General features: G+C 72.2%; 18 protein-coding genes. 10 read left to right on the forward strand and 8 right to left on the reverse strand.

Annotation, left to right across the window (positions count from 1 at the left end; all coding sequences use genetic code 11):
- Nucleotides 1–47: 47 nt before the first annotated feature.
- The gene (locus ACFV4F_RS24465) at nucleotides 48–1,637 is read right to left on the reverse strand and encodes a methylmalonyl-CoA mutase (RefSeq protein ID WP_380439038.1); all 1,590 of its coding nucleotides are present in this window, start codon (nucleotides 1,635–1,637) and stop codon (nucleotides 48–50) included.
- Nucleotides 1,638–1,786: 149 nt separating this feature from the next.
- On the opposite strand from ACFV4F_RS24465, the gene ACFV4F_RS24470 reads away from it, so the two are divergent.
- The 3 genes from ACFV4F_RS24470 (at nucleotide 1,787) to ACFV4F_RS24480 (ending at nucleotide 5,026) form a co-directional block, all read left to right on the forward strand.
- Nucleotides 1,787–2,527 carry an SDR family oxidoreductase gene (locus tag ACFV4F_RS24470; protein WP_380439036.1) on the forward strand — a complete coding sequence of 247 codons (741 nt, stop codon included), beginning with the start codon at nucleotides 1,787–1,789 and terminating at the stop codon, nucleotides 2,525–2,527.
- Nucleotides 2,528–2,596: 69 nt separating this feature from the next.
- Nucleotides 2,597–4,243 carry an alpha/beta hydrolase gene (locus ACFV4F_RS24475; protein WP_380505436.1) on the forward strand — a complete coding sequence of 549 codons (1,647 nt, stop codon included), beginning with the start codon at nucleotides 2,597–2,599 and terminating at the stop codon, nucleotides 4,241–4,243.
- Between the two features lie 297 nt (nucleotides 4,244–4,540).
- Nucleotides 4,541–5,026 (forward strand): 2-oxo-4-hydroxy-4-carboxy-5-ureidoimidazoline decarboxylase, encoded by a 486-nt coding sequence (locus ACFV4F_RS24480; RefSeq protein WP_380439032.1) that lies wholly within the window; start codon nucleotides 4,541–4,543, stop codon nucleotides 5,024–5,026.
- A gap of 35 nt (nucleotides 5,027–5,061) precedes the next feature.
- Here ACFV4F_RS24480 and ACFV4F_RS24485 read toward each other — a convergent pair whose 3' ends face one another.
- Complete coding sequence (locus ACFV4F_RS24485; RefSeq protein WP_380505439.1) at nucleotides 5,062–5,835, reverse strand: hypothetical protein; 774 nt, start codon at nucleotides 5,833–5,835, stop codon at nucleotides 5,062–5,064.
- A gap of 253 nt (nucleotides 5,836–6,088) precedes the next feature.
- Between ACFV4F_RS24485 and sdhC the strand changes: the two genes are divergently transcribed.
- From sdhC to ACFV4F_RS24505, 4 genes are read left to right on the forward strand one after another with little or no spacing between them, the layout of a single operon-like run.
- Nucleotides 6,089–6,469 carry a succinate dehydrogenase, cytochrome b556 subunit gene (gene sdhC, locus ACFV4F_RS24490; RefSeq protein WP_218198520.1) on the forward strand — a complete coding sequence of 127 codons (381 nt, stop codon included), beginning with the start codon at nucleotides 6,089–6,091 and terminating at the stop codon, nucleotides 6,467–6,469.
- Between the two features lie 8 nt (nucleotides 6,470–6,477).
- The gene (locus ACFV4F_RS24495) at nucleotides 6,478–6,969 is read left to right on the forward strand and encodes a succinate dehydrogenase hydrophobic membrane anchor subunit (RefSeq protein ID WP_380439028.1); all 492 of its coding nucleotides are present in this window, start codon (nucleotides 6,478–6,480) and stop codon (nucleotides 6,967–6,969) included.
- Between the two features lie 51 nt (nucleotides 6,970–7,020).
- Nucleotides 7,021–8,763, forward strand: coding sequence for a succinate dehydrogenase flavoprotein subunit (sdhA, locus tag ACFV4F_RS24500; RefSeq protein WP_380499132.1), 1,743 nt, complete (start codon nucleotides 7,021–7,023; stop codon nucleotides 8,761–8,763).
- Nucleotides 8,763–9,533: a succinate dehydrogenase iron-sulfur subunit gene (locus ACFV4F_RS24505; RefSeq protein WP_329927597.1), complete on the forward strand. Its 771-nt coding sequence runs from the start codon at nucleotides 8,763–8,765 to the stop codon at nucleotides 9,531–9,533. The genes sdhA and ACFV4F_RS24505 overlap by 1 nt, the downstream gene beginning before the upstream one ends.
- A gap of 61 nt (nucleotides 9,534–9,594) precedes the next feature.
- On the opposite strand, the gene ACFV4F_RS24510 is transcribed toward ACFV4F_RS24505, so the two are convergent.
- Nucleotides 9,595–9,852 (reverse strand): SCO4848 family membrane protein, encoded by a 258-nt coding sequence (locus ACFV4F_RS24510; protein ID WP_380439021.1) that lies wholly within the window; start codon nucleotides 9,850–9,852, stop codon nucleotides 9,595–9,597.
- A gap of 141 nt (nucleotides 9,853–9,993) precedes the next feature.
- Here ACFV4F_RS24510 and ACFV4F_RS24515 point away from each other — a divergent pair, with 141 nt between their 5' ends.
- Nucleotides 9,994–11,202 (forward strand): D-alanyl-D-alanine carboxypeptidase family protein, encoded by a 1,209-nt coding sequence (locus ACFV4F_RS24515; protein WP_380439019.1) that lies wholly within the window; start codon nucleotides 9,994–9,996, stop codon nucleotides 11,200–11,202.
- Nucleotides 11,203–11,333: 131 nt separating this feature from the next.
- Here ACFV4F_RS24515 and ACFV4F_RS24520 read toward each other — a convergent pair whose 3' ends face one another.
- A complete protein-coding gene (locus tag ACFV4F_RS24520) occupies nucleotides 11,334–12,263 on the reverse strand; it encodes a YihY/virulence factor BrkB family protein (protein ID WP_380498952.1) in 930 nt (309 codons plus the stop codon).
- Between the two features lie 62 nt (nucleotides 12,264–12,325).
- Entirely contained in the window at nucleotides 12,326–13,324 is a 999-nt protein-coding gene (locus tag ACFV4F_RS24525; protein ID WP_380439015.1) for a glycosyltransferase family 2 protein, read from the reverse strand.
- A 139-nt stretch (nucleotides 13,325–13,463) separates the two neighbouring features.
- Here ACFV4F_RS24525 and ACFV4F_RS24530 point away from each other — a divergent pair, with 139 nt between their 5' ends.
- Nucleotides 13,464–17,036, forward strand: coding sequence for a CDP-glycerol glycerophosphotransferase family protein (locus ACFV4F_RS24530; protein WP_380505443.1), 3,573 nt, complete (start codon nucleotides 13,464–13,466; stop codon nucleotides 17,034–17,036).
- Between the two features lie 284 nt (nucleotides 17,037–17,320).
- On the forward strand, nucleotides 17,321–19,831 hold the full coding sequence (locus ACFV4F_RS24535) for a CDP-glycerol glycerophosphotransferase family protein (protein WP_380505446.1): 2,511 nt from the start codon (nucleotides 17,321–17,323) through the stop codon (nucleotides 19,829–19,831).
- 63 nt (nucleotides 19,832–19,894) lie between these two features.
- On the opposite strand, the gene ACFV4F_RS24540 is transcribed toward ACFV4F_RS24535, so the two are convergent.
- Genes ACFV4F_RS24540 through ACFV4F_RS24550 form a run of 3 tightly spaced genes read right to left on the reverse strand, consistent with a single transcriptional unit; the run spans nucleotide 19,895 to nucleotide 22,842 of the window.
- Nucleotides 19,895–20,449: a 2'-5' RNA ligase family protein gene (locus tag ACFV4F_RS24540; RefSeq protein WP_380439009.1), complete on the reverse strand. Its 555-nt coding sequence runs from the start codon at nucleotides 20,447–20,449 to the stop codon at nucleotides 19,895–19,897.
- Nucleotides 20,446–21,486 (reverse strand): tryptophan--tRNA ligase, encoded by a 1,041-nt coding sequence (trpS, locus tag ACFV4F_RS24545; protein ID WP_380439007.1) that lies wholly within the window; start codon nucleotides 21,484–21,486, stop codon nucleotides 20,446–20,448. The genes ACFV4F_RS24540 and trpS overlap by 4 nt, the downstream gene beginning before the upstream one ends.
- Before the next feature lie 30 nt (nucleotides 21,487–21,516).
- Nucleotides 21,517–22,842, reverse strand: a complete 1,326-nt coding sequence (locus ACFV4F_RS24550; RefSeq protein WP_380439005.1) for a hemolysin family protein — start codon at nucleotides 22,840–22,842, stop codon at nucleotides 21,517–21,519.
- Nucleotides 22,843–22,911 lie beyond the last annotated feature (69 nt).

The raw sequence follows: 22,911 nt of genomic DNA on the forward strand, positions 1-22,911 counted from the left end.
CGATCACCCGGGGCGGCGGTCACGGCCTTTGCGTGTTTGACGGATAGTCAGAAGCGTTCCACCGGCGCGTACGTGCCCCACACCTCGCGCAGCGCGTCGCACACCTCGCCGACGGTAGCGCGGGCCGCCAGCGCGTCCTTCATGGGATAGAGCACGTTCTCCCCTCCTTCGGCGGTCCGACGCAGCGCGTTCAGCGTCCGGTCCACCGCGCTCGCGTCGCGCTCGGCGCGCAGCCGGGCGAGGCGCCCGGCCTGCTGCCGCTCGATCGCCGGGTCCACCCGCAGCGGCTGGTACGGCTCCTCGGCGTCCAGCTGGAAGCGGTTGACGCCGACCACCGTCCGCTCGCCGGCGTCGGTCTCCTGCTGGACGCGGTAGGCGGTGCGCTCGATCTCCGCCTTCTGGTAGCCGCTCTCGATCGCGGCCACCGCACCGCCCAGCTCCTCCACCCGGGCCATCAGGGCGAGGGCGGCGGCCTCCACCTCGTCGGTCAGCGACTCGACGACGTAGGAGCCGGCGAACGGGTCGACGGTGGCGGTCACGTCGGTCTCGAACGCGAGGACCTGCTGGGTGCGCAGGGCGAGCCGGGCGGCCTTCTCGGTGGGCAGCGCGATCGCCTCGTCGAAGCTGTTGGTGTGCAGCGACTGGGTGCCGCCGAGCACCGCGGCGAGCGCCTGCACCGAGACCCGGACGAGGTTCACCTCGGGCTGCTGGGCGGTGAGCTGCACCCCGGCGGTCTGGGTGTGGAAGCGCAGCATCTGCGAGCGGGGGTCCCGGGCGCCGAACTCCTGGCGCATCACCCGGGCCCAGATGCGGCGCGCGGCGCGGAACTTGGCGACCTCCTCCAGCAGCGTGGTGCGGGCCACGAAGAAGAAGGAGAGCCGGGGCGCGAAGTCGTCGACGGCCATCCCGGCGGCGAGCGCGGTGCGCACGTACGCGATGCCGTTGGCCAGGGTGAAGGCGATCTCCTGCGCCGGACCGGCCCCGGCCTCGGCCATGTGGTAGCCGGAGATCGAGATGGTGTTCCAGCGCGGGATCTCCGCCCGGCAGTACCGGAACACGTCCGCGACCAGCCGCAGCGAGGGGGCGGGCGGGAAGATGTAGGTGCCGCGCGCGATGTACTCCTTCAGCACGTCGTTCTGGATCGTCCCGGTGAGCCGGTCCGGCGCCACCCCCTGGGCCTCGCCGACGAGTTGGTAGAGGAGCAGCAGCAGGCCGGCCGGCGCGTTGATGGTCATCGAGGTGGACACCTCGCCCAGCGGGATCCCGTCGAACAGCACCGCCATGTCCTCGACGCTGTCGACGGCCACCCCGACCTTGCCGACCTCCCCGGCGGCGAGCGCCGCGTCCGAGTCGTAGCCCATCTGGGTGGGCAGGTCGAAGGCCACCGAGAGCCCGGTGCCGCCGCCGGCGATCAGCTGCCGGTAGCGGGCGTTGGACTCGGCCGCGGTGCCGAAGCCCGCGTACTGGCGCATCGTCCACGGCCGGCCGGTGTACATCGACGGGTAGACGCCCCGGGTGTACGGGAACTCCCCCGGTCTCCCGAGGCGGCTGCCCGGATCCCACCCGGCCAGCGCCTCCGGTCCGTACAGCGGCTCGATCGGGAAGCCTGACTCGGCACGGCGCGGCTCGGCTGCCATGGGTCCCTCCACGGGGATCGGCGGGCTGGGGCTCGTCGCTCGCAATGTAGGGCCTGCCGGGCCGGAGAACGGGGAGCCGACGCGATTGAGATGATCGGACCTACGACCGAAGTGCGTACCTCTTTATCGACGAGCCCCAGGGAGTGGCAATGACCGAGCAGAAGGTGGCCGTGGTCACCGGTGCCAGCAGCGGGATCGGCGCGGCGACGGCCCGCCGGCTGGCCGCCGAGGGCTTCGACGTGGTGCTGACCGCCCGGCGCACCGAGCGCGTGGAGGCGCTCGCCAAGGAGATCGGCGGCCGGGCCTTCACCCTGGACGTCACCGACCGGGCGGCCGTGGACGCCTTCGCCGCCGAGGTCGGCCGGGTCGACGTCCTGGTGAACAACGCCGGCGGGGCGCTGGGCGCCGACTCGGTCGAGCACGGCGACCCGGCCGACTGGCGCGCCATGTACGAGGTGAACGTGCTCGGCGTGCTGCACGTGACGCAGGCCCTGCTGCCCGCCCTGCGCGCCACCGGCGACGGCACCGTGCTGGTGCTCTCCTCGACCGCCGCGCTGGCCGCGTACGAGGGCGGCGGCGGGTACGTCGCGGCCAAGCACGCCGCGCACACCATCGCGGCGACGCTGCGGCTGGAGCTGTGCGGCGAGCCGATCCGGGTGATCGAGATCGCCCCCGGCATGGTGAAGTCCGAGGGCTTCGCGCTCACCCGCTTCGGCGGCGACGAGGCGAAGGCGGAGGCCGTCTACGCGGGCGTCGCCGAGCCACTGACGTCGGAGGACGTCGCCGACACCGTCGCCTGGACGGTCACCCGCCCGTCGCACGTGAACATCGACCTGCTGGTCGTCCGCCCGCGTGCCCAGGCCGCCAACCACAAGGTGCATCGCGCCTGATCAGAGCCCCGGCGGGCAGCCCGGCACCCGTTGATCAACGGTGTGACCCGGCAGTGATACACACGTGCGATGAACATCAACCGGGCCGCCCGCCCACGGGTCCTGCTGACCGCCCTGGCAGCCGGCACCCTGCTCCTCACCTCCGCCTGCGACGACAACACCACGACGGCCCAGGACAAGGCCGCCGGCAGCCCGGCGTCCGCCGCCGCCACCACCGCGACGGCCACCCCGACGCCGAAGCCGACCGGGGCGGACGACCCGGCGCTCAAGCCCTTCTACGCCCAGCAGATCACCTGGGCCCCCTGCCCGCCGGACCCGAAGGCCGCGGACGCCAAGGCCGACGTCTCCGCCATGCTGTGCGGCAAGCTGCACGTCCCGCTGGACTACACCGACCCGGCCAAGGACGCGCTCGACCTCGCGCTCGTCAAGTACCCGGCCACCAAGCCCGACCAGCGGATCGGCTCGCTCGTGGTCAACCCCGGCGGCCCGGGCGGCTCCGGCGTCGAGATGGTCAAGTACGGCGCCAAGGACTTCGCCGGCACCCTGCACAGCCGCTTCGACGTGGTCGGCTTCGACCCGCGCGGCACCGGTGCCAGCTCCCCGATCACCTGCCTGGACGACAAGCGGCGCGACGCCGAGGCCCAGGTCGACTCGCCGCTCGACCCGGCCGCCCGCAAGGCCCAGTCCGACCAGCAGAACGCCGAGTTCATCGCCGCCTGCCAGGCGAAGTCCGGCAAGCTGCTGGCCTTCGTCGGCACCCGCAACTCCGCCCGCGACATGGACGTGCTGCGCGCCGCCGTCGGCGACAAGAAGCTCAACTATCTGGGCGTCTCCTACGGCACCTACCTCGGCTCGCTGTACGCCGAGGAGTTCCCGAAGAACGCCGGCCGCCTCGTCCTGGACGGCGCCGTCGACCCCGCCGCCGACGAGCTCGACTCGGTCGTCAAGCAGCAGGCCGGCTTCGAGAAGTCCTTCGAGCGCTTCGCCGCCGACTGCGTCGACAACCACGCGGCCGAGTGCCCGCTGGGCAAGGACTCCGGCCAGGCCGCCAAGAAGGCCGCCGACTTCCTGGACGGCCTGCGCGACCACCCGCTGCCCACCAAGGACGGCCGCAAGGTCGGCAGCGACCTCGCCTGGACGGGCGTGCGCGGCGCGCTCTACGGCGACGAGAACAGCACCTGGCAGTATCTGCGCGTCGCGCTCTCCGTCGCGATGAAGAACGACAAGGGCGACGTCCTGCTCGCCTTCGCCGACGACTACGACGAGCGCGACGAGAACGGCCACTACTCCCCGATGGAGGAGGCGCACGCGGCGATCTCCTGCGCCGACGGCTCCGCCCCGGCCCCCACGGCCGAGCGCGCCCAGCAGGCCGTCAAGCAGCTCCAGGAGCAGGCCCCGCTGCTCACCAAGGGCGTCGACGTGCAGGACTTCACCGAGTCCTCGTGCAACGGCTGGCCGTTCCGGAGCCCCGAGAAGCCGCACACCATCCGGGCCGAGGGCGCCGACCCGATCCTGGTCGTCGGCTCCACCGGCGACCCCGCCACCCCGTACGCCGCCGCCGAGGCGCTGGCCAAGGGCTTCGCCGGCGCCACCCTGCTGACCCGGGTGGGCGAGGGCCACGGCGCGTTCGGCAAGGGCAACGCCTGCATCGACCAGGCCCTGGAGGCCTACCTGACCGCGGGCACGATGCCGGCCGCCGGGACGCGCTGCACCTGAGCGTCCGCGGCCCTCTAGCAGACGAAGACGGGGAGGGCGCTGACGCGAAGGTGTCAACGTCACAACTTGATAGCTCGTTCGGATGAAATCCGCGTGCGCCCTCCCCAACTGATGAGCGCTCAACTAGCGTTGAGCCGCTGCCCGGCAGGCTCAGGACGCCACCCCGCGGCCCCATACTTCACCTGCTCCACCCGGACCCTTCACCGGCCACCTTCCCGCCCTCACGAGGAGGACCCGCTGGCCAGCGACATCCCGCCACAGCGGCTCGATCCCAGTTCCGAGCCGACCCTCCTCGGGTTGCACCGCTTCAACGAGGCCGACGCCGGCGCCGCCGAGGAGGCCCTGCTGGCCTGCTGCGGCAGCCACCGCTGGGCCCTGCGGCTCACCGCCCACCGGCCGTACCCCGACATAGAGTCCCTGCTGGCCGCCGCCAGCGAGGCCTCCTACGACCTCCGCCCGGCCGACCTCGCCGAGGCCCTGGCCGACGAGAGCTGGATGCCGCAGCCACTGCTCGGCATGCGGGCCCCGGGCAGCCAGGCGGCGCACACCGCGCTGCGGGCGGCCCACGCCGCGTACGAGGCCAGGTTCGGCCACGTCTTCGTGGTCTGCCTGGAGGGCGTCGCGCCCGAGGAGATGCTCGACACCGTGCTCTCCTCGATCCGCACCCGGCTCGCCAACGACCCGGACGAGGAGCGCCTGGTCGCGGCCGACGAGCTGCGCCGGATCGCCCTCACCCGGCTGGAGCACCTCGTCGCCACCCATTCGGAGGCCGGCGCGCACTGAGCCCCCGGCCCGCGTCGACCCGTCCGGGCGGCCCCTCACTTCCCGGTCTGGGCCGCCCGCAGCTTCGCCACCTGCTGCCGCACGATCCGCTCGTCCGGCGCCGCGGCCGGCTCGGAGGAGACGCCGAAGGTCGTGAACACCGCGAGTGCGGGACCGACCCGGGTCAGCACGGCACGCTGGGACAGCACGGCCGTACCCGATTCATTCGTGAGGGTGAATCCGGTCGCCGCGTCCGCTCCCTCGGGCGTGGGCGTGTCGGCCTGGGCCAGCCGGTGCCGGGTGTGCGTCGACTGCGCCCCCTTCTTCCCCCGCTCCGCCGGTGGCGGCGGCGCCGTCGAGGTGAAGACGGCGCACGGACCGAACAGCTTCTCCAGCTCCGCCTGAACCTGCATGGCCCGCCCCGAGCGGTAGCCCACCAGGGCGCCGTACGCCGCGCCCGCGGGGTCGGCCGCCCGGGCCACGCTCAGATCGGTCTCCGCGTACGGCAGCCCCGCGCCGGGCGAGGCCGCGCCCGGGCCCGCACCACCGCCGGGTGCCACGGCGTCCAGCAGCGGCTGGCAGGCCGGGACGTCCGACGTCTCCCGCCCGGAGCCCTGCCCGGTGTCACCGTGACCGGGCGTCATGACCGTCACCGCGTAGCCGGCGCCGAGGTCGGCGTCGGTCACCGCGGCCGTCCGCAGTTCGGCCGCGGACAGTTCGTGCACCGGCGCGGCCCGGTCGTCGGACGGCCCGCCGACCGTGGTGCAGCCCGCGGCGAGCGCCAGCGCACAGAGGAGGGGGACGACGGACGGTCGGGGACGATGCGGCACAGATGCCTCAGAAGGGTGTCGGCGGTGGCGGATGCGACACCGTAGCGCAATCGATCGATCACCCAGAGTCCCCATCGGGGGTCCGGTTCCCGCCGAACTAGGCCAGTCGTGCCTGATTGATCACACCTGGGGCCCCCGGAGGCGGTTCCCGATACGGCGTCGATAGGATGCTCGCGGCCGGTGGACCGTACCCGGCCGGGCTGACCGACACCGAAGCCGGCCGAGCCCCCAATCGCTTCCGGAGGGTTTTTCCGTGCCGGCTGGAACGCTGTACCGCGGCCGGGAAGGCATGTGGAGCTGGGTGGCTCATCGAGTCACCGGCGTCCTCATCTTCTTCTTCCTGTTCGCCCACGTCCTGGACACCGCACTGGTGCGAGTGTCGCCGGAGTCGTACGACACCGTCATCCAGACGTACAAGACTCCCCTCGTGAACCTGATGGAGTACGGCCTCGTGGCCGCCATCCTGTTCCACGCCCTGAACGGCCTGCGGGTCGTCGCCGTGGACTTCTGGTCGAAGGGCCCGAAGTACCAGAAGCAGATGCTCTGGACGGTGGTCGGAGTCTGGGTCGTCCTGATGGCCGGCGCCTTCTACCCGATCCTGCAGCACACGCTGGTCGACTGGTTCGGGAAGTGAGCTGACTGATGTCCACGGAAATCTCCGACGCCCTGGTGGTCCCCTCCAACCAGGCGCACACCGGCAAGGGCCTCGGCACCGGGAACCCGGCCGACGCGTTCGTCATCGAGCCGCCGCGCAAGCGGACCAAGAGGACGCCGCGCCGCACCCGGACCAACTTCGAGATGCTGGCCTGGCTCTTCATGCGCCTGTCCGGCATCGTCCTGGTCGTGCTGATCCTCGGCCACCTGCTGATCATGCTGGTGCTCGACGGTGGCGTCTCCAAGATCGGCTTCGCCTTCGTGGCCGGCCGCTGGGCCTCGCCGTTCTGGCAGGTCTGGGACCTCACGATGCTCTGGCTCGCCATGCTGCACGGCGCCAACGGCATGCGTCAGGTCATCAACGACTACGCCGAGAAGGACTCGACCCGGCTCTGGCTCAAGGGGCTCATGGGTACCGCCACGGTCTTCACCGTGCTGCTGGGCACCCTGGTGATCTTCACCTTCGACCCCAACATCTGAGCCGCGAGCACCATCGACCATCGGCAGAGGCCAGAGGCGAGTTAACCCCCCATGCAGATTCACCAGTACGACACCGTCATCGTCGGCGCCGGTGGCGCCGGCATGCGCGCGGCCATCGAGTCGACGCAGCGCAGCCGCACCGCGGTCCTGACCAAGCTCTACCCGACCCGGTCCCACACCGGCGCGGCCCAGGGCGGCATGTGCGCCGCCCTCGCCAACGTCGAGGAGGACAACTGGGAGTGGCACACCTTCGACACGGTCAAGGGCGGTGACTACCTGGTCGACCAGGACGCCGCCGAGATCATGTGCAAGGAGGCCATCGACGCCGTCCTCGACCTGGAGAAGATGGGCCTGCCCTTCTCCCGCACCGAGCAGGGCCGGATCGACCAGCGCCGCTTCGGCGGTCACTCCCGCAACCACGGCGAGGCCCCGGTCCGCCGCTCGTGCTACGCGGCCGACCGCACCGGCCACATGATCCTCCAGACGCTGTTCCAGAACTGCGTCAAGCACGGCGTCGAGTTCTTCAACGAGTTCTACGTCCTCGACCTGCTGATCAACGACGGCAAGACGGCCGGCGTCGTCGCCTACGAGCTGGCCACCGGCGAGATCCACGTCTTCCAGGCCAAGTCGGTCGTGTTCGCCTCCGGCGGCACCGGCAAGTTCTTCAAGGTCTCCTCCAACGCCCACACCCTCACCGGTGACGGCCAGGCCCTGGTGTACCGCCGCGGCCTGCCGCTGGAGGACATGGAGTTCTTCCAGTTCCACCCGACGGGCATCTGGCGCATGGGCATCCTGCTCACCGAGGGCGCCCGCGGCGAGGGCGGCATCCTGCGCAACAAGGACGGCGAGCGCTTCATGGAGCGCTACGCCCCCGTCATGAAGGACCTCGCGTCCCGTGACGTCTGCTCCCGCGCGATCTACACCGAGATCCGCGAAGGCCGCGGCTGCGGTCCGGACGGCGACCACGTCTACCTGGACCTCACCCACCTGCCGCCGGAGCAGCTGGACGCCAAGCTGCCGGACATCACCGAGTTCGCGCGCACCTACCTCGGCATCGAGCCCTACACGGACCCGATCCCGATCCAGCCCACCGCGCACTACGCCATGGGCGGCATCCCGACCAACGTCGAGGGTGAGGTCCTGCGCAACAACACCGACATCGTCCCCGGCCTGTACGCCGCCGGCGAGGTCGCGTGCGTGTCCGTGCACGGCGCCAACCGCCTGGGCACCAACTCGCTGCTGGACATCAACGTGTTCGGCAAGCGCGCGGGCATCGCCGCCGCCGACTACGCGCAGACGGTGGGCTTCACCGAGCTGCCCGAGAACCCGGCCGAGAAGGTCCAGGCCCTGGTCGACGGCCTGCGCGAGGCCACCGGCGAGGAGTCCGTGGCGCAGATCCGCAAGGAGCTGCAGGAGACCATGGACGCCAACGCCATGGTGTACCGCACCGGCGCCACCCTGAAGCAGGCGGTCGAGGACATCGCCGCGCTGAAGGAGCGCTACAAGAACGTCTCCATCCAGGACAAGGGCTTCCGCTACAACACGGACCTCCTGGAGGCCGTCGAGCTGGGCAACCTGCTCGACCTGGCCGAGGTGCTGGCCGTCTCCGCGCTGGCCCGCGAGGAGTCCCGCGGCGGCCACTACCGCGAGGACTTCCCGACCCGTGACGACGTGAAGTTCATGCAGCACACCATGGCGTACCAGGAGGTCGCCGCCGACGGCACGACCTCCATCCGCCTCGACTACAAGCCGGTCGTCACGACCCGCTACCAGCCGATGGAGCGTAAGTACTGATGAGCACTCCGACCGTGGAGCACTCGGCCGCTCTGGACGCGGCCGAGAGCGGTGCCACTCAGCTGATCACCGTCACCTTCCGGATCCGCCGGTTCAACCCGGAGGAGCACCCGGACCCGGTGTGGGTCGACTACCAGCTCACGATGGACCCGAAGGAGCGCGTCCTGGACGCGCTCAACAAGATCAAGTGGGAGCAGGACGGCACCCTCACCTACCGCCGTTCCTGCGCGCACGGCATCTGCGGCTCCGACGCGATGCGGATCAACGGCCGCAACCGGCTGGCGTGCAAGACCCTGATCAAGGACGTCAACCCGGAGAAGCCGATCACGATCGAGGCCATCAAGGGCCTCACGGTCCTCAAGGACCTGGTCGTGGACATGGACCCGTTCTTCCAGGCGTACAAGGACGTCATGCCGTTCCTCATCACCAAGGGGAACGAGCCGACCCGCGAGCGCCTGCAGTCCGCCGAGGACCGCGAGCGCTTCGACGACACCACCAAGTGCATCCTGTGCGCCGCGTGCACGTCGTCCTGCCCGGTCTTCTGGAACGACGGCCAGTACTTCGGCCCGGCCGCCATCGTCAACGCGCACCGCTTCATCTTCGACTCGCGCGACGAGGGTGCCGAGCAGCGCCTGGAGATCCTCAACGACCGCGAGGGCGTGTGGCGCTGCCGCACCACCTTCAACTGCTCCGAGGCCTGCCCCCGTGGCATCGAGGTCACCAAGGCGATCCAGGAAGTGAAGCGGGCGCTGGTCACCCGCCGCTTCTGATCCCCGCCTGACACACGCCGAAGGCCCCGTCCGACCAATCGGACGGGGCCTTCGGCGTTCCTCAGTCGGTGGCCGGGGTGCGGCGGGTGGCGCGCAGGCCGCGGAGGCCGATGGTGCCGACGGCGATGCCGAGGCAGAAGGAGGTGACGGCGAGCAGGAGGTGGATCCAGAAGAAGGCGGTGGGCTGGGAGTGGTCGCCGTTGACGAAGGCCTGGCCGCCGGAGTCCTTCCACAGGTTCTTGACGAAGGTGGTCCAGATGACGACCGACCAGACGCCGAAGGCGGTCAGGAACCAGGAGGTGCGGCGGCTGAGCTTCATGCGGGGTCCTCGGCGGCGGTGTGGAGGCGGTGTGCACCCCCAGTATGCGCGGGCTGCCGATCGGCGTACGGCTGGCCCCTCCTGCGGAGGACCTTGCCGGTGTGGCGCACGGCGGGGGTCCCGAGTGGGTACGGTCGGCGGGTGATCGCACGCCCTCGCAAGCTCGCGCACCTGTTCGCCGCCACCGCCGTGCTGCCGGCCCTGTTCGTCGCTCCGGCGGCGGCCGCGGCCCCCTCCGCGCCGGCTCCGCCGACCGTGGTCGGCGGCGACCGGCTCGGCCAGTCCGGGGTCCAGGTCTCGCCGATGGCCGGTGCTCCGGCACTGCCCGGGGATCTGACCGGCCAGTCCTGGATAGTCTCCGACGCCGCGTCGGGAGAGGTCCTGGCGTCCTACAACCCGCACTTGCGGCTGCCGCCGGCCAGCACCTTGAAGATCCTCTTCGCGGACACCGTGCTGCCCAAGTTCGACCGCAACGCGGTCCACCGGGTCGCGGACGAGGAGATCCAGGGGATCGGTCCCGGCAGCAGCCTGGTCGGCATCAAGGAGAACCTGGACTACCGGGTCGAGGACCTGTGGCGCGGCGTGTTCCTCAGCTCGGGCAACGACGCCGTGCACGTCCTCGCGCACATGAACGGCGGCGTCCCGCAGACCGTCGCCGAGATGCAGTCGCGGGCGGAGGCCCTCCAGGCGCGGGACACCAAGGTGATCTCCCCGGACGGCTACGACATGGACGGCCAGCTCTCCTCGGCCTACGACCTGTCCCTGTTCGCGCGGGCCGGCCTGCGCAACGCGGACTTCCGGGGCTACTGCGCCACCCGGGACGCGATGTTCCCGGGCGCCGTGGACAAGAACACCGGCCAGCGCGGCAGCTTCGGCATCGCCAACACCGACCGGCTGCTGGGCAAGTACCCGGGCCTGATCGGGGTGAAGAACGGCACCACGACCAACGCCGGCTCGACCTTCGTCGGCGCCGCCGAGCGCGACGGCCGCACGCTGCTGGTGACGGTGATGCACCCGGCGTCGTACCAGAAGGTCTACGACGAGACGGCCGCGCTGCTGGACTGGGGCTTCGCCGCGGCCGGGAAGGTGCAGCCGGTCGGCAGGCTCGTGGACGAGCAGCAGCCCGGCGCCGAGCAGCCCACCGGCCAGGCGGGCGGCAGGGACGGGACGCCGGCGCCGCCGCCGCACCCGTCGGCGGCCGCGTCCGGGGTCGCGGCGGCCGGTTCGAAGGACGGGGACGACGGGATCGGCGTCGGCGGCTGGCTCGCGATCGTCGTCGGGGCGGTGGCCGGGGCCGGGGCCCTGGTGGTGCTGAAGCGCCGGACGGCCGCTCCCACCGACGGCGGCTGACGCGGCGTCGCCCCGGGGGGGGGGGGGGGGGGCGCCCCCCCCCCCCGCCGCGCCCCGCGCCCGCGCGGCGGGCGCGGCGCCCCGCCCCCCCGCCGCGCGCTGCGGCGGCGCCGCCCCGGGGGGGCCCGGCCTCACCCCAGGGGCCGGGCCGCCGCCGTCTGCGCCTCGTCCGCGGCCGCCAGCAGCGTTCGCGCGTGTTCGCGGGTCCGCTCGCGCGCGGCGGCCGGGTCGGCCAGGGCCGTCCACGCGACGCAGTACATCAGCAGGCGGCAGACGAAGTTCATCCAGAGCAGCAGCGCCACCGGCACGCCGAAGGCGCCGTACAGGCTCTTCCCGGCCACCGAGCCGAGGTAGGACGCGAGCAGGATCTTCAGCAGCTCGAAGCCGACCGCGCCGATCAGCGCGCCCTGCAGGACGTCGCGCCGGCGCTGGCCGCGGATCCCCGCGAACGGCCCGAGCAGGTAGCCGAACAGCAGGGTGTCGCAGGCGACCGCTATCACGAGGCCGACCCCGGTGAGCAGGTAGCCGTTGTGCAGGCCGATCGCGTCGGCGATCCGCCCGGCGAGCGTCGTGCCGGCGGCGGAGGTGCCCAGCGAGACCAGCGACACCAGGCCGAGGCCGCCGAGCACGACGCAGTCCCACGCCTTGCGCAGGATCACGTTGCCGTCCTCCGCGGGCAGCTGCCAGACGTCCCGGATCGAGGTGCGCATGGTGTCCACCCAGCCCAGGCCGGAGAGCAGCAGCAGCGCCCCGCTGACCAGCCCGACGGCGCCCGCGTTGGACACCAGGGACGGCAGGTTGAGCGCGTCGGAGATGCCCGGCAGCTGGTCGGAGATGCGCTTCTGCAGGTCGGCGACCCGGCTGTCGCTGAGGGTCGTGGCGGCGATCGCCAGGGCCACGGTGAGCAGCGGGAACAGCGCGAGGAAGCCGAAGAAGGTGACCGCGCCGGCCAGCCGGTTGCCGCGGGCGGCGGTGAAGTGCTCGTACACCCGGTACGGGCGGCTGCGCAGCACCCGCGCGACGAGCGGGCCGACGACCGGAAGGCGGGTCAGGAAGTCCACCCGACCGGTTATACCGGCCCGTCCCCCGAACGGCCGTCAGGCTCGACCTGCGGCGGGCGGGTTCAGCGCCCCACCAGCCGCCGGGCCCGGGCGAGCACGCGGACCGTCCGGTAGGCGCCGTAGCGGCCGTGGCTGAGCAGTTCGGTGCGCACCCCGTCCACCCCGGCGGGCGGGCGGTAACCGGCCGGGCGCAGCCGGGCGCAGTGCTCGGCGGCGCGGCGGAAGTACTCGCGGCGGTCGCCGGCCGGGACCCGGCCGGGCTTGGCGACGACGGTGTTGAGGTGGTGCAGCATCTTGCCGTAGACCACCGGGCGCCAGTGGTCGAGGTCGGGGCGCCGGTCGAGGAAGGCGAAGACCAGGTCGTACTGGGCGAAGACGTCGAAGTGCTTGCGGCCGGCGGTGGCCAGGATGTTGCCGCCCTCCTGCCGCTGGCGGTAGTGCACGCCGATCCGGTCGAGCAGGGTGATGCTCGCGGCGGCGAGGAGCGCCGGGTACGTCCAGGGGGTGTCCTCGTAGTAGCCGGCCGGGAAGACCAGCTCCTGCTCGGTGATGAACCCGCGGCGGTAGGCCTTGTTCCAGACGACCTGGAGCAGGTCGAGCAGGTCGGGGCGGGCGTCGAGGTCGAAGACATCCGGGGAGGCGGCGCCGAAGACGTGGGCGGAGGCGGCGCGGGTGATCCGGCCGTCGACGTAGGTGCGGGCGTAGTCGTAGACCAGGACGTCCGGGTCCCCGGTGGCGGCGAGCCGGTCCTCGACGGCCCGGAGCAGGCCAGGGGTGAGCGTGTCGTCGCTGTCGAGGAAGATCACGTACTCGCCGGTGGCGACCTCCAGGCCGGCGTTGCGGGCGCGGCCGAGGCCGACGTTCTCCGGCAGGTGCAGCACCCGGACCCGGGGGTCCGCGGCGGCCGCCTCGTCGAGCACCGCGCCGCAGCCGTCCGGGGAGCGGTCGTCCACCGCGATCAGTTCGAAGTCGGGACCGTCCTGGCCGAGGACCGAGTCGAGGCACTCGGCGAGGTAGTCCTGGACCTGGTACACGGGGACGATCACGCTGAAGCGGGGCACGGGCCCCAAGCGTAGTGGCCCCCGGAAGCGCCTTGGCCAGGACGGTAGGATCGCGGTGCACGTACGCACCGATTCAAAAGTGCGGCCAGACCCCGACCCGGGCTGCCACGCTGATTCCCGAGAAAGGCCTGCGTAGCCGATGGCTCCCCGCCTCTCCATCGTCGTTCCGATCTACAACGTCGAGCGCTACCTCGTCGAGTGCCTCGACTCGATCGCCGCCCAGACCTTCGGCGACTTCGAGTGCGTGATGGTCGACGACGGTTCAAAGGACGGCAGCGCGGCGCTCGCCGAGGCCTACGCCGCCAAGGACTCCCGGTTCCGCCTGGTGCGCCAGGTGAACAAGGGCCTCGGCGCGGCCCGCAACACCGGCATCCGGCACATCGACCCGGACGCCGAGTTCCTGTGCTTCGTCGACAGCGACGACTCGATGCCGCCGAGCGCGTACGAGCTCATGATCAACACGCTGGACGAGACCGGCTCCGACTTCGCCACCGGCAACGTGCTGCGCTTCCGCGCGGTGGGCTACTACCAGTCCGGCGGCCACGTGAAGCCGTTCAAGGAGACCAGGCTCAAGACCCACATCACCGAGATCCCCGCGCTGGTCACCGACCGCACCGCGTGGAACAAGGTGTACCGCCGCTCCTTCTTCGACGCGGCCGGCCTGCTGTACCCCGAGGGCATCCTGTACGAGGACGCCCCGGTCAGCGTGCCGCACCACTACCTCGCCAAGAGCGTGGACGTGCTCGCCGAGCCGATCTACCACTGGCGCGAGCGCGAGGTCGGCGAGATGTCGATCACGCAGATGCGCACCAACCCGAAGGGCCTGATCGACCGCGTCGCCTCGGTCGAGCTGGTCCGCGGCTGGCTGAAGAAGCAGACCGAGCCGCGCTTCGCCCAGTACCTGCGCTCCTACGACGAGAACACCCTCGTCGAGGAGATCCCGATGTTCTTCTGGTCCGTCGTGGACGGCGACAAGGAGTACCGGGACGCCTACGTCAAGCACGTCAGCCGGCTGCTGCGGGCGATCGGCCCCGAGCAGGTCCGCAAGCTGCGCGCGCCGCTGCGGCTCAAGTACCACCTGACCCTCCAGGGCCGGGTCGACGAGTTCGTCGAGCAGATCAAGTACGAGGGCGAGAGCAACGGCGGCGTCCAGGCCCGCGGCCTGCTGCGCCCCTACGCCGACTACCCGTTCCTGCGCGGGGGCCGCAAGAGCGTCCCGGCCGGCGTCCTGAAGCTGGACAACTCGCTGGTCATGCGCAGCCGGCTGTACGGCTCGGCCTGGGTCGGCGGCAAGCTGGAGCTGACCGGGCACGCGTACCCGGAGCAGCTGGGCGCGGCCGGCAAGCACGACATGGTCCGCACGCTGGTGCTGCGCGAGACCAAGGGCCGCCGGGTCGTCGCCGTGCCGATGAAGACCCAGTACAGCCCCGAGGCCACCGCGAGCTGCAGCCACGACCTGTACAACTGCGACTGGGCCGGCTTCACCGTCGCCCTCGACCCGAAGAAGCTCAAGCACCGCGGGCAGTGGAAGGACGGCCACTGGCGCGTCCTGGTCGCCGGCGCGGGCAAGGGCGGCGTGTACAAGGGCCGGGTCTCGGCCGGCTGGAGCGACACCGCCGAGTACCTCCCGACGCACTGGGTCGAGCCGGACGTGCGGATCGTGCCGTGGGTGCGGGACAACTTCGTCTACCTGAAGGTGGAGACGGTCAGGGCCCGGGTGACCGGCCTGGCCGCGCACGCCGGCCGGGTGGAGGTCTCGGGCGCGGCCCGCTCCGGCGCGAGCCTCGCCGGGGCCCGCCTGCGGCTCACCCACGTCGAGTCCGACCGCGAGCTGGCCTTCCCGCTGGAGCCGGGCGCGCCGGTCGGCACGCTGCAGCCGTTCTCGGTCTCCTTCCCCGCGGCCGAGCTGACCGCCGTCCGCGAGGCCTGGGCCGAGCTGGACCCGGTGGCCGCCGAGCGTGCCCGCGACCGCTGGGACACCGCCCTGGTGCTCACCGACGGAAGCGTCGTGCCGGTGGTCTGGGACGAGCGCAACGCGCCCGAGCAGCTGCACGTCGTCCTCAACCCGCAGGCGCCGACCGCGGAGCGCCGCGCGCTCTACTCCAAGCCCTCCCCCGCCGGGAACCTGCAGTTCTCGGACCAGCTGCTCCAGCCGATCGTCGAGGAGGTCGCCTCGCGCGGCGCCGACGGCTTCCTGCTGAGCGGCTCCTTCCCGCTGCCCGACTCGCACCGCTGGGAGCTGGTCGTCCGGCACGACTGGCGCGAGGAGGAGCACGTCTACCCGGTGGAGATCACCGACGGCCGCTTCCGCACCGCGATGCCGGCCGTGCCGACCGCCTCCTTCGCCGGGCGCGTGCCGCTCGCCCAGGGCACCTGGAACGTCTTCTTCCGTCCGGTCGGCGCCCCGGTCGACGACGCCGTCGTCCTGCACGCGCTGATCTCGCCGGACTGCTTCGGCACGCTGCCGCTGGAGGTGGAGTCCCGCGGCAAGCGGATAGTGCTGGAGCGGCGCCACCACGACGGCCTGTCGCTGGAGTCGCACTCGGCCCTGCTGCCCGAGGAGCGCAGCGGCTACCGCCAGCGCCAGCTGCGGACGGCCGACTACCCGGCCGCCCGTCGGCACCCGGTGCGCGAGACCGTCCTGTACAACGGCGGCCTCGGCGGCCTCTACGCGGACTCCCCGCGGGCGATCCACGAGGAGCTCGTGCGCCGCGGCCTGCCGCTGGAGCACCTGTGGGGCAGCGACGACCTCCAGGCCGACCTGCCGCAGACCGCGCAGGCGATCCGGCTGTGGAGCCCGGAGTGGTTCGAGGCGCTGGCGACCGCCAAGTACATCGTCACCAGCACCCACCTGCCCGACTTCTTCGTCCGCCGCCCCGGCCAGGTGGTCGTGCAGACCTGGCTCGGCACGCCGCTGAAGCAGATCGGCCTGGACTTCGAGAAGGTCTGGTTCACCGACTCCAACTACCTGAAGGGCCTCGCCAAGGAGGTCCCGAACTGGAACCTCCTGGTGGCCGGCAACAGCTGGTCGGCCCCGCTGCTCAAGCGCGCCTTCGACTACAAGGGCGAGATCCTGGAGAGCGGTTCGCCCCGCAACGACCTGCTGTTCGCCCCGGACCGGGAGAAGACCGCGGAGCAGGTCCGCGAGCGCCTCGGGCTGCCCGAGGGCAAGAAGGTCGTGCTCTACGCGCCGACCTGGCGCGAGGACCGGCGCCGGCCCAACGGCGGCTACCAGATCGACCTGCGGATCGACCTGGAGGCGGCCAAGGCCGCGCTCGGCGAGGACCAGGTGCTGCTGGTGCGCCGGCACAGCGTGATGTGCGGCCAGATCCCGGACGCCGGCAACGGCTACGTCTGGGACGTCGGCAGCTACCCCGACATGGCGGAGCTGCTGCTGATCGCCGACGTCCTGGTCACCGACTACTCGGCCTCGGTCTTCGACTTCGCGTCGACCGGCAAGCCGGTGCTGTTCTTCACGTATGACCTGGAGCACTACCGGGACAACCTGCGCGGTTTCAGCCTGGACTTCGAATCGGTGGTCCCCGGCCCGCTGCTGGCCACGTCCGCCGAACTCGTCTCCGCGCTCGGCCGGGTCGACGAGGTCGCCGCCGAATTCGCCGACAAGGCCGCCGCTTTCCGCGAGGCCTACTGCGACCTGGACGACGGCAAGGCCGCCGCCCGCGTCGTCGATGCGATGCTCCGAAAGGAGTAATTTTTCCCTCGAACGTCCCGAGGCGTCCGGTGCGATTGCGCACCGGACGCCTCGGCATTTCTGGGAGTTACCCGAGGGCGCCCGGATCTTTACGCCCGCATTGCACTCGAACTGGCGTTTCGTCGGCAAATTTCTCAGGAAATTCTACGAACCGTACAGTTGACCCCGGGTGTCGTCCCGGTATGGGATGTCAATTCGACTGTCACCGTTCCGGCTCCCGCCGGTCGCCAGCACCCCCGGCCAAGCCCCACGCCGGGTTCCCGTCCCGAAGGGCTCCACCCGAAATGCCAGTGCTCACGCGGCTCGTCCTGCCCCACGCCGACCCCCGTGTGACCACCGCGCTGCCCACCCCGTCCGAGGACGCCGTCTTCGGCCTGCTGCGCGCCCGCTGGGCCGGCCGCGGCCTGGAGCTCACCGGCTTCGCCCGCCCGCACGACCAGGACACCGGCCGGGCCGGCTCCGCCTGGACCTGGCTCACCCTGCGCCACCCCGAGGACGCCCAGCCGCCCGTGCACGTGCGCTCCCGGCCGCGGCGCCTGCCCGAGATCACCGACGAGAGCGCCCAGCCCGAGCACAACCACGACTGGTCCGGGTTCACCGCCGTGATCGAGCCCGGGCGGCTGCGCCGCGGCGGCGCGTGGCTGCTGGGCGACTGGCAGATCGAGACCACCCTCTTCACCCGCCCCCGCCCCACCCGGGTGCGCCGCCAGTACGGCACGCTCGCCCCGCACTGGTGCGGCTCGGGCGAGTACCCGCCGGCCCGCTGGGTCGACCGCGACGTGCGCCTCCAGCCGCACTTCACCGACGACCGGCTGCACCTGCTGCTGGAGCGCCCCGGCGTCCGGCTCACCGCCGCCACCCCGGTCGACGGGGGCCTCGACCTGCGCGGCACCGCCGGCCACTGCCCGTCCGGCACCGTGCTGCGGCTGCGCCACCGGCAGAGCGACGCCGTCGTCGAACAGCCCGTCATCCGCACCGGCGACGCCTTCGCCGTCCACCTGCCCTACCGGCCGTTCACCGCCGAGGGACGCGGCACCGGCGACCTGGAGCACTGGGACACCGAACTGCGCCGCCCCGACGGCAGCACCGAGCAGCTCGTCGTGGACGAGCGCGGCGGCCCGGTGGCTGGCCAGCACCGGCTGCCCGGCACCGCGGACCGGGCGCTCTACCTCAAGCACCTCGCCGACGGCCGGCTCCAGGTCTGCGTCCAGCCCGCGGCCGGCCTGATCGACCGGATCGCCGTCAAGGCCGGCGCCTTCGAGCTCGCCGGGCACTGCCCCGACCCGGCCGCGGGCCGGCTGGAGCTGGTGCTGCGGCACACCGGCACGGCCGGCGAGGTCCGCCGACCGGTCGAGGCCGGCGCCGACGGCCGCTTCCGGGTGCGGGTGCCCGCCACCCGCACCGGCTCGGACGGCACCGCCCTGCCACTGCGCAAGGGCATCTGGGAGGCCGCTCTGGAGCCCGCCGACCGCTCCGGCCCGACCCGCCCGCTGCTGGCCGCGCCCGGCGCGCTGGCCGTCCTGCCGGCCGCCACCCAGGCCGGCGGCAAGCCCGTCCTGCTCCAGCGCCGCTGGCACGACACCCTGCTGGTGGACTCCACGCCGGTGCTCAGCGCCACCGAGCGCAGCGCCTGGACGCAGTCCCGCCTGCGGGCCTCCGAGTACCCCGCCGCCCGCCGCGAGCCGCTGCGCGAGGCCGTGCTGTACGACGTGTTCGGCGGCCGCGGCTACGCCGACTCCCCGCGCGCGGTGCACGCCGAACTCGTCTGCCGCGAGCTGCCGTTGGAGCACCTGTGGGTGGTCGACGACGCCCAGGCGGACCTGCCGCCCGGGGTCACCGCGGTGCGGATCTGGAGCCCCGAGTGGTACCGGGCGCTGGCCACCTGCCGGTACCTGGTCGGCAACACCCACTTCCCGGACTTCCTGGAGCGCCGCCGCGGCCAGGTGGTCGTGCAGACCTGGCACGGCTCGCTGCTGAAGCGCATCGCCCACGACGTCGAGAACCCCTGGCTGTCGGACCACGGCTACCTGGACGCGCTCGACCGCGAGACCCCGCAGTGGAGCGTGCTCGTCTCCCCCAGCCCGTTCGCCACCCCGATCCTGCGCCGGGCGTTCCGGTACGGCGGCGAGATCCTGGAGGCCGGCTACCCGCGCAACGACGTCCTGGCCCGGCCCGACGGGCGCACCGCCGCGGCCGTCCGCCGCCGCCTCGGCATCCCCGAGGGCAAGCGGATCGTGCTGTACGCGCCGACCTGGCGCGAGGACCAGCAGCGCGGCGACGGCGACGGCTTCCGGCTCGACCTGCGGATCGACGTCGACCACGCGCGCCGCGCCCTCGGCCCGGACCACGTGCTGCTGATCCGCCCGCACGCCCACGTGCGCGAGCCGCTGCCGGGCGCCGGGGACGGCTTCCTGTACGACTGCGCGGACTACCCGGACGTCCAGGAGCTGCTGCTGGTCGCGGACGTGCTGGTGACGGACTACTCGTCGATCATGTTCGACTTCGCGATCACCGGCCGCCCGGTGCTCTTCTTCACCTACGACCTGGAGCACTACCGCGACACCCTGCGCGGCTTCTACTTCGACTTCGAGACGGAGGCCCCCGGCCCGCTCGTCCCGGACTCGGCCGAGCTGGTCGGCGCGCTGCGCGGACTCGCCGACGGCGGCACCGGGCTGACCGCCGAGTACGCGGAGCGCTACCGACGCTTCCGGGCCGCCCACTGCGCGCTGGACGAGGGCGGCGCGGCCCGCCGGGTCGTCGACCGGATGCTCGAACTCACCCGCACCGCCAGCTGATCCGGCCGCTCAGGCCGGTCTCGCGGTTCCAACCGGTTCAACGGTCCGGCCGGTCCGGCCGGTTCACGCGAAGGAGTAGCTCCGCCAGGGCCGCCAGACCTCGTCCGCGTCGAACCGGGAGAGGCCGAACCCGGGCACCGTGAACGCCGCCCGGAAGCCGCGCGCCTGCTCGTACGCCTGGTCCAGCACGTCGTCCGGCAGGCCGTGCGCCACCGTCACGTGCGGGTGGTAGGGGAACGCCAGCTCGCGGGCCAGCGGGCCGGAGCGGACGTCCGCCTCCAGCAGCCGGCACTCCTGCGCGCCCTCCTCGACCCGGACGAACACCACCGGGGAGACCGGGCGGAAGGTGCCGCCGCCGCGCAGCAGCATCCGGAACGGCCGGTGCGCCGCGGCCACCGCCGCCAGGTGCTCCTCGATCTTGGGGAGCTCCCCGGCCGGCACCTCGGTCGGCGGCAGCAGCGTGACGTGCGTCGGTATCGACCGGGCGAGCGGATCGCCGTGCCCGGCCCGGGCGTCCTGGATCCGCGCGCCGAACGGGTCCGGGACGCTCACGGACACGCCGATGGTGACGACCTCGGGGAGGTCGCCACCACCGGGCAGGCGTGTGAGGGGAGTCACCGCTTGGCGGCCGGGAGGAAGCCGATCCGGTCGTACACCGTCTCCAGCGTCTGCGACGCCACCTCGCGGGCCTTGTCCGCACCGAGCGCCAGCACCCGGTCCAGCTCGGCCGGGTCGTCCAGGTAGGTGCGGGTGCGCTCCTGGAAGGGGGTGACCCACTCGGTGAACAGCTCGGCCAGCTCGGTCTTCAGGGCGCCGTACATCTTGCCCTCGAAGTGGGCGACCAGGTCCTCGACGGACCGGCCGCTGAGCGCGGAGTGGATCCGCAGCAGGTTGGAGACGCCGGGCTTGCCGTCCTCGTCGTAGGAGACGACGGTGCCGGTGTCGGTGACGGCGCTCTTGAACTTCTTGGCGCTGGCCTTCGGGTCGTCCAGCAGGCTGACCAGGCCCTTGGGCGAGGAGGCCGACTTGCTCATCTTGACGGCCGGGTCCTGGAGGTCCTGGATCTTCGCCGTCTCCTTGAGGATGTACGCCTTCGGCACCGTGAAGGTCGGGGTGTAGCGGGAGTTGAAGCGCTCCGCGATGTCCCGGGTGATCTCCACGTGCTGGCGCTGGTCCTCGCCGACCGGGACGGCGTCCGCCTGGTAGAGCAGGATGTCGGCGATCTGGAGGATCGGATAGGTGAACAGGCCGACCGTGGTGCTGTCGGCGCCGTAGCGGGCGGACTTGTCCTTGAACTGGGTCATCCGGGAGGCCTCGCCGAAGCCGGTGAGGCAGTTCATCACCCAGGCCAGCTGCGCGTGTTCGGGCACGTGCGACTGGACGAAGAGCGTGCAGTGCTCCGGGTCCAGGCCGGCGCCGAGCAGCTGGGCGGCGGAGATCCGGGTGTTCTCGCGCAGGGTCGCCGGGTCCTGCGGCACCGTGATCGCGTGCAGGTCGACCACCATGTAGAAGGCGTCGTTGTCCTTCTGGAGGTCGACCCACTGGCGCACCGCGCCGAGGTAGTTGCCGAGGTGGAACGACCCGGAGGTGGGCTGGATCCCGGAGAGCACCCGAGGACGGTCCTTGACCGGACCAGTGACCGCTGCGTTGACCATGCGGGCCATTGTTCCAGTTCCACCGGGCGGTCAGGAAACCTCTGCCCCTGGAGGTTCCGACAGTGTGACGGCACTCACCCTGACCCGGGCGATCCGCCGGCCCTCCAGCTTGGCCACCGTCAGCAGCACCCCGCCGCCGCCCTCGACCGGCACCCGCACCTGGTCGCCGTCCCTGGGCAGCCGGCCCAGCGAGGCGACCAGGCAGCCGGCCACCGTCTCGTACGGGCCCTCCGGGAGGGCGACGCCGGTCTCCTCCGCGAAGTCGCCGAGGTTGAGCAGGCCGTCCAGCTCCATGCCGCCGCCGGCCAGCCGGCGAATGGTGGCGGTCTGCGGGCGGTCGTACTCGTCCCGGATCTCGCCGATGACCTCCTCGACCAGGTCCTCCAGCGTGACGATGCCCGCGGTGCCGCCGTACTCGTCGACCACGATCGCCAGGTGGTGGCCCTCCCGGCGCATCTCGCCCATCGCCTCCAGCACCAGTTTGGTGCCGGGCAGCAGCTTGACCGGGCGGGCCAGGTCGCGGACCTTGGCGGCCTGCTCGCCGCGCGTGCCGTACAGGTCGCGGACGTGGACGAAGCCGACCACGGCGTCGGCGCTGCCCTCGACCACCGGGTAGCGCGAGTGCGGCGAGGTCTCGGCCTGGTGGCGGACGGCGGTCAGCGCGCGCTCGGCGTCCAGGAAGGTCACCTCGGTGCGCGGGACCATCACCTCGCGCAGCTGCCGCTCCCCGGCGGAGAACACGTCGGCGATCAACGCCCGTTCGTCGCTGCCGAGTTCGGTGTTGGCGGCGACCAGGCCACGCAACTCCTCGGAGCTCATCGAGCCGCGCCCGGCGGTCGGGTCGCCGCCCAGCAGCCGGACCATCATGTCGGTCGAGTGCCCGAGCAGCCAGATCACCGGCCGCAGCACCGAGGACATCACGTCCACGACGGGCGCGGCGGTCACCGCGATCGACTCGGCGCGCTGCAGGCCGATCCGCTTGGGGGTGAGCTCGCCGAGCACCAGCGACACGTAGCTGATCACCAGGGTGAGGCCGACCAGCGCGACGGCGTCCGCGACGCCCCGGGTGAGCCCGGCCCGCACGAACAGCGGGGCGACCTTGCCGGCCAGCGTGTCCGCGCCGAAGGCGGCGGACAGGAAGCCCATGCAGGTCACGCCGACCTGCACGGCGGCGAGGAAGCGGTTGGGGTCGGCGGCCAGGTGCGCGGCCCGGGCGGAACGCCGGGTGCCCTGCGCCTCCAGCGTCCGGATCTGGCCCTCGCGCAGCGAGATCAGCGAGATCTCGGCGACGTTGAAGAGCCCGCCCAGGAGGATGAAGACGAGGACGAGCGCCGCGTCCCCGATGGTTTCGTTCACAGCGCGCCAGTGTAAGGCGACGGCCCGCCGCTTCCCCGGGAGGGAGGCGGCGGGCCGTCGAAGAAGCCG

The sequence above is a fragment of the Kitasatospora sp. NPDC059722 genome (assembly GCF_042733235.1).
Classification (GTDB): Bacteria; Actinomycetota; Actinomycetes; order Streptomycetales; family Streptomycetaceae; genus Kitasatospora.